Source organism: Streptomyces barkulensis (genome assembly GCF_002843305.1).
Taxonomy (GTDB): Bacteria; Actinomycetota; Actinomycetes; order Streptomycetales; family Streptomycetaceae; genus Streptomyces; species Streptomyces barkulensis.
Genome location: NZ_PGSG01000007.1, coordinates 23,995 through 34,208 on the forward strand (window position 1 = coordinate 23,995; position 10,214 = coordinate 34,208).

At 70.0% G+C, this 10,214-nt stretch carries 7 protein-coding genes; 4 read left to right on the top strand and 3 right to left on the bottom strand.

Annotation, left to right across the window (positions count from 1 at the left end; all coding sequences use genetic code 11):
- Nucleotides 1-39 precede the first annotated feature (39 nt).
- The 3 genes from CUT83_RS01720 to CUT83_RS01730 form a co-directional block, all read right to left on the bottom strand.
- Complete coding sequence (locus tag CUT83_RS01720) at nucleotides 40-693, bottom strand: DUF6417 family protein (RefSeq protein ID WP_101254100.1); 654 nt, start codon at nucleotides 691-693, stop codon at nucleotides 40-42.
- Nucleotides 694-864: 171 nt separating this feature from the next.
- Complete coding sequence (locus tag CUT83_RS01725; protein ID WP_101254101.1) at nucleotides 865-1,545, bottom strand: Lsr2 family DNA-binding protein; 681 nt, start codon at nucleotides 1,543-1,545, stop codon at nucleotides 865-867.
- On the bottom strand, nucleotides 1,542-6,302 hold the full coding sequence (locus tag CUT83_RS01730; protein ID WP_101254102.1) for an RHS repeat-associated core domain-containing protein: 4,761 nt from the start codon (nucleotides 6,300-6,302) through the stop codon (nucleotides 1,542-1,544). The genes CUT83_RS01725 and CUT83_RS01730 overlap by 4 nt, the downstream gene beginning before the upstream one ends.
- Nucleotides 6,303-6,745: 443 nt before the next feature.
- On the opposite strand from CUT83_RS01730, the gene CUT83_RS01735 reads away from it, so the two are divergent.
- The 4 genes from CUT83_RS01735 to CUT83_RS01750 all read left to right on the top strand — a co-directional run bounded on the left by CUT83_RS01735 (nucleotide 6,746) and on the right by CUT83_RS01750 (nucleotide 10,189).
- Nucleotides 6,746-7,186, top strand: coding sequence for a Pycsar system effector family protein (locus CUT83_RS01735; protein WP_143688460.1), 441 nt, complete (start codon nucleotides 6,746-6,748; stop codon nucleotides 7,184-7,186).
- A gap of 41 nt (nucleotides 7,187-7,227) precedes the next feature.
- Nucleotides 7,228-7,887 carry a Crp/Fnr family transcriptional regulator gene (locus CUT83_RS01740; protein WP_101254104.1) on the top strand — a complete coding sequence of 220 codons (660 nt, stop codon included), beginning with the start codon at nucleotides 7,228-7,230 and terminating at the stop codon, nucleotides 7,885-7,887.
- A gap of 105 nt (nucleotides 7,888-7,992) precedes the next feature.
- Nucleotides 7,993-8,817, top strand: a complete 825-nt coding sequence (locus CUT83_RS01745; protein ID WP_101254105.1) for a hypothetical protein — start codon at nucleotides 7,993-7,995, stop codon at nucleotides 8,815-8,817.
- A 179-nt stretch (nucleotides 8,818-8,996) separates the two neighbouring features.
- Nucleotides 8,997-10,189 (top strand): IS3 family transposase gene (locus CUT83_RS01750; protein ID WP_101253822.1). Its coding sequence is split into 2 segments (ribosomal slippage): nucleotides 8,997-9,261 and nucleotides 9,261-10,189, totalling 1,194 coding nucleotides; the frame shifts between segments, so codons are not numbered across the junction.
- Nucleotides 10,190-10,214 lie beyond the last annotated feature (25 nt).

Genomic DNA, 10,214 nt, shown 5'->3' on the forward strand with positions numbered 1-10,214 from the left:
CGCCAAGAGGAACAGCCGGGGAGCTCCAGCCGTCGGTGGTCACTCCAGGGCCGCCGCGTCGACCGTCGCGGCCTCGGTTAGGGAAGCATCGGGGGTGGGGTGGGGGTGGGTGAGGCCGTAGGCGCGGTGGAGGCGGTTGCGGGCGGCGACCTGCCCGGCCAGCGCCTCCAGGTGGACGGCGTGGGCCAGGCCCGCCAGGCCGGTGTCGTCGAGCTGCAGGCGCCACCGGTTGGTGGCGGTGTCGTAGTGGGCCTCGATCAGTGCCTCCCACAGGGTGCCGGCCGCCGCCGGGGCGGCGGCCAGGTCGGGCAGGAGGTGGGTGTAGCGGCGCAGCAGGAGCATCTCGTGCGGCTGGAGGGCGACCTCTTGGTAGGCGGGGTCGGCCGCCTTCGCGGTCCAGGCCGGGCACGGCCGGTCGGCGTTGGTGCGGTGGTGGTGCCAGGCCAGCGCGTCCAGGCCTTCGGGGGTGATGCGGGCGGCCCGGGCCTCGGGCGGGCGGGCGGCGTGGGCGCGCAGGACCTCGGAGGCGGGGACGGTGCGGCACAGCCCGGCCCATTCCAGTGCCCGCACCGCCCGCTCCTCCAGGGGGCCGCCGACCGGCTGCCAGGTCTGCCGCACCGTCTCCCCCGCCCGCTCCGCCGCAGCGAGATGATCCAGGACCGCCCACTGCCCGCTGGTGATCTTGTCGGTCATTCCGCCTGCCCCTCTCTCGCCGACACCGTAGGGCCGCTGCCCCCGAGCCCATGGGGAGGGATCATGGCCCACCGCGCACCGGCCGTGTGGTGTTTTCGCCCGTACACCACCCGTACAACTCCAACCTGCCGGTGCCGTCACGGCGCGGGAGCACTACGGCAGGGTGGTGGTTCAGGCGGGGTGGGCTTCTTCCCAGGCCTGGAGGATGGTGGCGGGGATGCGTCCGCGGTCGGGGAGGTCGTAGCCGTTGGCGCGGGCCCAGGCGCGTACGGCTTGGGAGTCGATGCGCCGCCCGGTGCTGGGGGACGGTGTCGGTGCGGGGGTGGTCTGGGTGGGGGCCGGGGTGAAGGAGACTCCGCCGTCGAGGAGGTCGTCGGGGAAGACGGGGACCTGGACTTGCCGGGTGAGGACGGCGGTGAGGAAGTCGGTGAGGGTGCCGTCGAAGGTGTACCAGTCGTGGCCGCGGGGCTGGTTGACGGTGATGCGCCAGGTGTCGGGGGCGGTGTGGGGTGTGGTGATCCAGAACAGGTGGTTGCCGTTGTCGGTCACTCCGATGGCGAACAGCTCCTGGGGGTCGTGGGGGACGGGGAATCTGTCCTGGTCGCGGTCCTGGGTGAGTTGGTCGCGCAGGGTGGCGGGCATGGGGCCGGTGAGGTTGGCCCATGGGGTGGGGGCGTGGGGGTGGTAGATGCGGAGGAAGTCGCAGAACGCGCCGGGTCCGTAGGTGGAGGCCAGGTGTTTGTAGTCGTCGGGCAGGCGTGTGCCGAGGGTGGTCTCGACGGTCGGCCAGTCCACGGCCGGGGGTGTGGCGGGTGGGGGGCAGAGCTGGGTCAGGTTGTCGAGGCCGGTCATGGCTGGAGTCCTTGGCGGTGTCGCTGCTGCTGTGCGTGGGCGGGGTTTTCCAGGGTGGTGTCCACGATCGTTTTTCCTTTTTGATCGTAGGCTTCGAGCTGGATGTACTTCGGTACGGAGTCTTTCTGGTCGTCGCTGTATTCGAGGTAGACGTTGTAGGTGACGATCTTTCCGTCTTTTTTGACCGCGTTGTAGATGTCTTGTTCGAGGTCCCGCATTTCGGGGCTGTTGGTGGGGTTCTGGGTGATGGTGAAGAGATTGTCCAGGGTGTCGCCGGAGCCGCCGAGCATGTTGGCCAGGATGTGTCCTCGTGCCTGGTTGTAGTCGCCGCCGAGGAAGCCGGGGGGTCTGAGTGACTGCCTGGCGTCTGTGCCTTCGTCGAGCATGTCGCGGGTGACGGTGGCGTTCATCTCGTATGGGCGTCCGTGCTGGTCGCGGGTGAAGGTGACGCGTCCGCCCCAGGTCGGGTCTGCTTCGCAGCCGGCCAGGCCGAGGGGGTCGGCCAGGGTGAAGGGGTTGGGGACGTAGGCGTAGTGGTTGATGGCGGGGGCGAGGCCGAGGGGGTCGGGGGTGATGTAGCGGCCGAGGGCGGGGTCGTAGTAGCGGTTGAGGTTGTAGTGGAGGCCGGTTTCGGGGTCGTGGTACTGGCCGGGGTAGCGCAGCGGGGTGTAGGCGGTGGCGTCGCGGTTCCACTGGGTGGCGCCCCAGGTGGTGCTGCGTGTTCGCCAGGCGATGTCGCCGTCGGGGTCGATGAGTTCGCTGGGGCTGCCGTCGAGGTGGGCGACGATGGCGAAGAAGCGCCGGTCGATCTCGTGCTGGTCGGTGTCGGTTTTCGTCTCGCGTTGGGCCAGTGGGTGCAGGCCGGTGTAGTCCCAGGTGAGGGTGGTGGGGCCGGTGGTCTGTTCGGCCAGTTGGGCGCCGTCCCAGCAGTAGGTGGTGGTCTCCAGGAGCCGGCCGTCGGGGTCCAGGTGGTGTTTGGTGATGCGGCGGCCCAGGGCGTCGTAGCGGTAGTGCCAGTGGGTGCCGCCTGGGGTTTGGAGGTGGGTGAGGCGGTCTTCGGCGTCCCAGTGGAAGTGCCAGGTGAGGGTCTTGCCGGACAGGGTGGTGGTCTGGCGGCGGATGAGGCGGCCGGCGGGGTCGTAGTGGTAGTGGGTGCGGCCGGCTCGGGTGATGCGGGTGCCCTGCTGGGTGCGGGGGCCGGCGGTGTCCTGGCCGGGGGCCTGGGCGGGCAGGGTGGTGTGGGTCTGGTCGCCGGCTGCGTTGTAGGCGTAGGTTTCCCGCCAGCCGCGGGCCTGAACGGCGGTGATGCGGCCGGAGGGGTCGAGGGTGAGGGTGCGGGGGCCGGCCAGGGTGTCGTCGATGCCGGTGGGGGCGCCGTCGGCCCGGTAGGTGAAGGTGCGGGTCAGGATGTCGGTGCCGGGGGTGGTCAGGGACTGGCCGGTGAGGCGGCCGAGGGTGTCCCAGGTGTGGTGGAGGGTCAGGCGCCCGTCGAGGTCTCGGGTGGTCTCGCGGCCGAGGGCGTCGCGGTCGAAGTGGAAGGTGTGTTCGCCCATCTCGTAGGCGGTCAGGCCTTGGGGGGTGTAGGTGAGGGTGCTGGTGGCGCCGGAGGGGGTGCGGCGGTGGGTGCGGCGGCCGAGCGCGTCGTAGGCGTGGGTGAGGGTGCGGTCGTTGACCGTCTCGGCGGTGATGCGGCCGGCGGCGTCCCGTTCCAGTTCGATGGTGGCGTGGGCGTTGGTGATGCGGGTGAGGTGGCCGGCTTCGTCGTGGGTGAAGGTGGAGACCGGTCCGTCGCTGTGGCGTAGTTCGGTGACGCGGCCGAGGGTGTCGCGTTCGAAGGTCAGGGTCTGGCCGGCGGCGTTGGTGCGGGATTTGAGGCGGCCGGCCGGGTCGTGTTCGTAGGTGATGGTGCGGCCGTCGAAGTCGGTCTCGCGGGTCAGGCGGCCGGCCGCGTCGTAGGTGTAGTGCCAGGTCAGGCCCTGGGCGTTGGTGACGCGGGTCAGGCGTAGTTCGGTGTCGTGGGCGAAGCGGTATTCGCCGTCGGTGGTGCGGGTGGCGGTGGGCTGGTCGAAGTGGGTGTGGGTGTGGGTGCTGGTGCGGCCCATGCGGTCGGTGTGGCGCAGCAGGTTGCCTTCGCCGTCCCAGGTCCATTCCTCCCGGGTGCCGTCGGGTAGCTCGCGCCAGGCCGGTTTTCCCTCCACGGTCCAGGCCTGGCGGACGGTGTGGCCCAGGGCGTCGGTGGCCGCGGTGACGCGGCCGAAGGCGTCGCGGGCGCAGGTGGCGGTTGCGCCGCCGGGGGCGGTGACCGCCTCGGGGAGGCCGGCCGGGTTGGGGGTGATTCGTGTGGTCTGGCCCAGGGCGTCGCGGATGGCGGTCAGGTGGCCGTGGGCGTTGACCTCGTACTCGGTTCTCGCGCCGGCCGGGTCGGTCGTGGAGGCCAGGTTGCCGCGGTCGTCGTAGGTGTAGCGCGTCCGCCGGCCGCCGCGTTCGGTGATCTCGACGGGGAGGTGCAGGTGGTTGTAGGCGGCGGTGGTGCGTGCCCCGTCGGGCGCGGTCATCGCGGTGAGGTTGCCGTGCTCGTCGCGTTCGAAGCGGGTGGTGTGGCCCAGGGGGTCGGTGACGGCCAGCAGGCGGTCGTAGGGGTCGAAGTCGAAGTGTGTGGTGTGGCCCAGGGGGTCGGTTTCGGTGACGACCTGGTGGGCCTGGTTGATGCGGAAGGCGGTGGTGGCGCCGGTGGAGTCGGTGAAGTGGGTGGTGCGGTGGCCGTCCGCGTCGGCGGGCTGGTAGGCGAAGGTGGACGACAGGAAGCCGGCCGGGCCGGTCGTGCGGCTGACCCGTCCTTCGGTGTCGTAGACGTAGTGGTAGGTGGAGTCGTTGCGGTCGGTCCAGGACGTGATCCGCCCGTCCGGGTCGTAGGTGAAGCGCAGCGGCCGGTCGGAGGAGTTCGTCACGGTCTCCAGGCGGCCGGCTGCGTCGTACCCGAAGGCCGTGACGCGGGTGGGGCCGTTGGGGGTGTGGAGGCTGATGTCTGCGATGCGGTCCAGGTCCGCTTCCCGCGACAGGGTCACGCGGTAGCCGCCGTCGTGGGTCACCGCAGTGGGCAGGCCGCCCTCGCTCCGCGCGATGTGGACGCTGTTGCCGTTGCGGTCCTCGATCTCGTTCAGCCAGTACAGGCTGCCCTGGTGGGGGCTGCCGGTGAAGTAGCGGGTGATCCCGGAGCGGGTATCGGTGACCGCGTAGGTCATCTCGCCCAGGACGCTGCGTTCGGCGAAGGCCAGGGGCAGCCGGTCGCCTTCCAGGGGCCAGACCGCCTCGCTTCCCTCGCCGGGGAGGGCCGGGTAGGTGAGGATCGATCCGTCCTCGCGCGCCCACAGGGTGCCGCGGTCGGTCACCTCCAGGCGCTCGTCCAGGGTGGAGGCCCAGCTGGGCCCGAACCAGTGTCCCCAGCGGTAGCTGGAGAGGTGGGTGCGGCGCAGCACCAGCGGCAGTACCCCCGGCAGGGCCAGGTCGGTGTGGGCCAGGACCATCTCGCCGCTGGCCACGTCGACCGGGTCGGTCTTGCAGCGGCGCTTGAACAGCGGGATCGCCTTCTCCCGGGGGCGCTCCGTGGCGTCCCGCAGGGAACGGGGCCGCTCCCCGCCGCGGCGAGGGCCGGGACCGGCGGGCCGGTCAGCCCCGCCGGGGCCTTTCCCACTGCGGTCGCCGCGGCCGTCTCCGCCATCAATCTTGATCTTGTCGAAGGAGTCCTTGGTGCGGCGGTCGTTGTCCTTGTGGGAGCCGGCGATGCCGCGCACGCCCTTGGGCAGCGCCCCGCCCATGTGGTCGCCGAGTTGTTTGGTGGCCTTCTCCAGGGAGGCCATCATCTTGTCGGCGACGGTGTCGATGGCCTGGGCGACCTCGTCCTTGCCGCGGGTGCGGTTGTGGCTGCTCTTGGCTTTGGTCAGCTTGCCGGTGGTGCGGCCGTTGAGCGAGGTGCTGACGCTGTTGAGCTTGGTGGCGGCCCGGTCGTGCTCGTCCTCGTCGATGTCCAGGGTGCCCAGCATCCCGCCCAGGCTCGGCAGGCCCCCCGGCCCGGGGCCGTCGGCGGAGGCCAGGTGCAGGGACTCCTTGCCGGACTGCACGCCGTCGGCGAAGCCTTCCCGGCCGGCCGCGCCGACCTGGGCGATGTCGACGCCGTCCTGGGTGCCCAGGCCGTTGGAGGCGAGCTGGACGACCAGTTCGGCGGCCATGTTCTCCAGCGCGGCCGCCGCGGGCTCGGTCATGGCGGTGACGATCTGCTCCACCGCCAGGTCCATCATCTCCTTGATCGCCCGCTTGACCGCGATCCGGCAGGCCTGGATCGCGCCCGCGCCGATCAGCGTGGACAGCCCCGCGGTGAACGGGGCGGCGGCCAGGGAGATACCGGCCGAGGCCGCGCACGCGGTCAGCTCCCCGACGGCGACCCACTTGCGGCTCTCGATGATGTCGGCCGCCGCGTCCATGGCATCGGCGAAGATCCGGGCCGCGTCGCCCAGATCCTTCAGATGCTTGTCCTTGACCTTGCCCCAGTAGCCGTTCAGCGCGCCCAGCGCCTCGCTCTGGCCCGACGAGATCAGCCGCTGCATGCTCTGGTGCGCGGCGTGGGAGTCCTCGTCCACGTCGTCGGCGAAGTCCCGCAGATCCGTGGCCATGTCGCGGTAGGCGTCCTCGTCGACGTTGGGCCAGCCCACCCCGATCAGATCCAAAATGGTGTCCGCACCGTCCGGCAGCACCACCGCCATGACCCGGCCCCCCTCGTCGCCGCCCGCCCCCGCAAGTCGGCCAACTACTCTTCCACAGTCGCTGGTTGGGCACCGAACGGTTTCCGGGCGAGCCCCCACCGCGGAAACCCCCAACAGAAGATGATCACGCCAGGTTCCGCGCCCCTCCCCCACCACAGACAGCCGCCAGCCCACCACAGGCTGAGGGTGACCCGGTCAGCACCCCAATTCGGCTTCACGGCCTGATTTCAGTCAGCCTGTGGCTTCACCCCTTGGTGTGACGAACCGAGCATCGCCTATGCCCTGTGATGGGCACGTCCGAGGCCTGCGCACAGGCAGTTTGGTTCCACGTTGTTGGTGTACTTCGCTTCGAGCGTGGAGGGCCCGTGAGCGGATCAGGCGAGGATGCGGCGACAGTTCCCTCTCAAGACACGGTGGGCAGGCTGCGGAGCAGGGCCGCAGACTTGTTCGTCGAGGTGCAGCGGGCCGACAGCAAAGCAACAGCGTTGTGTGGCCTGGCTGGAGGGTTGTTGGCTGTCGATGTCGCGGCGCTGTCGACGCTGGACGACGCCGTGTGGCCTGTAAGGGCCGCGTTGACGCTGGTGTGCGGGTTGCTGGGCACGGCTCTCATCGCCGCCTTGTTGGCGATCCGCCCGGTGCTTCCGCGCGGCAGGGCGCTCACCGGGATGGACGGCCCGTCTTCTGAGGAAAATCCCGGGGCCCTCATGGCCGTTCTTGCCGCCATGGGTCGTGAGGAGCAGTTGCGTGCGGACGCGTTTCAGGTGGCGCGGCTGGCCGCGCTCGCCCACCGGAAGTTCCGGGCCATCAGGGTGGCCGTAGACCTCACAGTATCCGCCCTCGGTATGGCCGGAATCGGATTGTTGATCACCTACATCACCTCTTGAGACCATCCCGCATGTGACGGGTGCCACACCTCGGGGGGTCTATGTATCAGCCGCATGCCACCGTGATCGGCCCACGCCTGTGGTCCAAGCTGCGTGACCTCGCTCCCGTGCGGGTCCGCCCGGCCCGCAGCATCCTCCTGCGGCAAGGTGACCCCGGGACCCACGTCATCGTGCTGGAATCCGGATCAGCCCTGGTGACGCTGGTCGGAGAGAACGGAGAGCGGACCCTCCTAGCCGTGCGGGGAGCCGGCGAGCTACTGGGCGAGTTGGCCGTTTTGGACGCGCAGCCGCGGACCGCGTCCGTGATCGCGGCCGAGATCTGTCACGTGCGTATCGTCCCCGCTGCCGATTTCCTCGCCTTCGTCGAGCAGCACGGTCTCCTGGCCCCGTTGTTGCGCCATGCCATCACCCGCGTCCGCGAAGCGGAAACCGTGCGGCTGGAACTCGCCACCGCCCCGGTCCCCGCCCGCCTGGCCTCGGCACTGAGCCGTCTGGCCCGGTCCGCCTCCGCAGCGGCGTCGGAGATCTCGGTGCGCCTCACGCAGGCGGAACTCGCACAGATGATCGGCGCGTCCCGCAACGCGGTTGGAACGGCGATCAAGGCGTGGCGCGAGCACGGCTGGCTGGACACGGAAGCCGGCGGTGGCCTGCTCATCAAGGACATCGCCTCCATCCAGGCCCACGCGCACGCACAGACGTGACGGAGAGCACCGGATAGGTGCCCAGTACTGGGCACCGTCTTCGCCCGGGTCCGGCCAGCATGGTGCGCCGACCTGGACCGACGTGGCTGAAAGGCCGGTGATTCCATGACCTCCCCTGCCCTGCCCGACCCTGTCGACGTACCGCCGGAGCATGCATTTTTGGTCGTCGACATGAAGGGCTACAGCCAGATTCCCGAAGCGAGGATGGCTCCGGTGCGCTCCGATCTGGACGACGTTCTGACCACCGTGTTCGCCCAGAGCGGGCTGGACGCTGTCAGACCTGAGGAAGATGACTACAAAGAGAGAGGCGACGGCGTCATCTTCGTGCTGCCGGCCCGGGATGCGGCGCGGCTGATCGATCCGCTGCTCGGGCACCTGAACGATGCCCTGGCCCGCTACGACAAGATGCGCCTGGCCAGCGCGCCGCCGATCCGGCTGCGGGCCAGCGTGCATATCGGCTCGCTGGTGATGCCGGGCTACCGAGGCGGTGCGATCAACGATGCGTGCCGATTCGTCGACAGCCAGGCCGTGCGCCAGGCCATGACCGCCGCCCTGGAACACGGTTCCTTCCTCGCGGCCGTGATCTCGGAGATCACCTTCCGTCGCACCGTGCACGCGGGACGTACCCTGACGCTCGACGAGCGCCAGTTCCTGGTCTCCACCGCCCGCGTGCAGGGGAAGCCGGACTTCGAAGAGCCCTGCAGGGTGCTCGTCCCCCGGGTGCCGCCGGCACTGGTCAGCCCTTACATCACCGAGGAAAGCGATGTCCCGCCCCCGCATCTGCGGGATCCTGCGGCGCAGGCACCGGCCGGGAGCCGGAAAACCGGCGAACGTTCAGCCCCGGTGAGGCAGAAGGCCAGGGCCAGCGGCCATGCGCAAGTGGTGCAGGTCGGCGGAGACCAGATCACTTACCGCCCGGAGCAGCCGTGACGACGTACGAAGACGCCGGAACGCCTCCGGTGCAGCAGCGAGTTGAGGCATCGGGGCACGCCAGGGTGACCCAGGTCGGCGGTGACTACAACCGTCACGAGTACGTGTGAGCTGTACTGATCTTCGTGGAGTCCCTCAAGCCTGGGTTACGCTTCCAGGCGTAAGGAGAACCACGAGCAATGCCAGCACCCCGTAAGTACCCCGATGAGCTGCGTGAGCGGGCGGTGCGCGAGGTCCGCGCGACCGGCCGCCCTGTGGCCCACGTCGCCCGCGACCTCGGCATCCACAAGGAAGCCCTGCGGTCCTGGGTCCGCCAGGCCGAGGCGGACGCCGGCGAGCGTGACGACCGGCTGACGACCGCCGAGCGCGACGAGTTGAAGGAACTCCGCAAGGAGAACGCCGAGTTGAGGCGGGCCAACGAGATCCTGAAGGCCGCCTCGGTGTTTTTTGCCCAGGAGATCGACCGTCCCCGGACGAGGCCGAGCAGGTGATCGACCACCTGCGCGACAAGGGCCTCGGGGTCGATCCCGTCTGCCGGGTGCTGGATGTGTCGCCGTCGACGTACTTCGCGCGCAAGACGCGGCCGAAGTCGGCCCGACGCCTGCGCGACGAAGAACTGATCCCGCTGGTCACAGCCGCGTGGGAGGACTCCGGGCGCACCTACGGCGCACGCCGCGTCACCCGCGCCCTGGTCCGCGCCGGACACACGGTGGCCCGCTGCACGGTCGAGCGGCTGATGGGCGAGCTCGGCATCGAGGGCGTCATCCGCGGGCAGCGCCGCCGCACCACGGTCCCCGAGCCGGCCGCGCCGCGCCCGCCGGACCTGGTCAACCGCCGTTTCACCGCCGAGCGGCCCAACCAGCTGTGGCTGGCGGACCTGACCTACATCCGCACCTGGTCGGGGTGGGTCTACGTCGCGTTCGTCCTGGACGCGTACTCACGCCGGATCGTGGGCTGGCAGGCCGCCACGCACCTGCGCACGGACCTGCCGCTGGACGCACTGGAGATGGCGCTGTGGCGGCAGAGGATCAAGAAGGACGCCGATCTCATCCATCACAGCGACCGCGGGTCGCAGTACGTATCCATTCGGTACACGGAACGTCTCGCCGAGGTCGGTGCCTCGGCGTCGGTCGGGTCCGTCGCGGACAGTTATGACAACGCGATGGCCGAGGCCCTCAACGGCACGTTCAAAGCCGAACTGATCGAACATCAGGGGCCATGGCGGGACTTCGACCAGGTCGAGCGGGCCGTCTTCCAGTGGGTCGCGTGGTACAACGGTGAACGACTCCACTCCGCCCTGGGCTACGTGCCGCCCGACGAGTACGAGCAGACGTACTGGGCGTACCTGGAGGAAGTCCCGCAGACCGCTTGATCACACGATCGCGGACTCTACGAAA

What these genes read in the sequence shown, in the direction of transcription:
- CUT83_RS01720 (WP_101254100.1), bottom strand. Translation starts at nt 693, where the DNA reads ATGACCGACAAGATCACCAGCGGGCAGTGGGCGGTCCTGGATCATCTC.
- CUT83_RS01725 (WP_101254101.1), bottom strand. Translation starts at nt 1,545, where the DNA reads ATGACCGGCCTCGACAACCTGACCCAGCTCTGCCCCCCACCCGCCACA.
- CUT83_RS01730 (WP_101254102.1), bottom strand. Translation starts at nt 6,302, where the DNA reads ATGGCGGTGGTGCTGCCGGACGGTGCGGACACCATTTTGGATCTGATC.
- CUT83_RS01740 (WP_101254104.1), top strand. Translation starts at nt 7,228, where the DNA reads ATGTATCAGCCGCATGCCACCGTGATCGGCCCACGCCTGTGGTCCAAG.
- CUT83_RS01745 (WP_101254105.1), top strand. Translation starts at nt 7,993, where the DNA reads ATGACCTCCCCTGCCCTGCCCGACCCTGTCGACGTACCGCCGGAGCAT.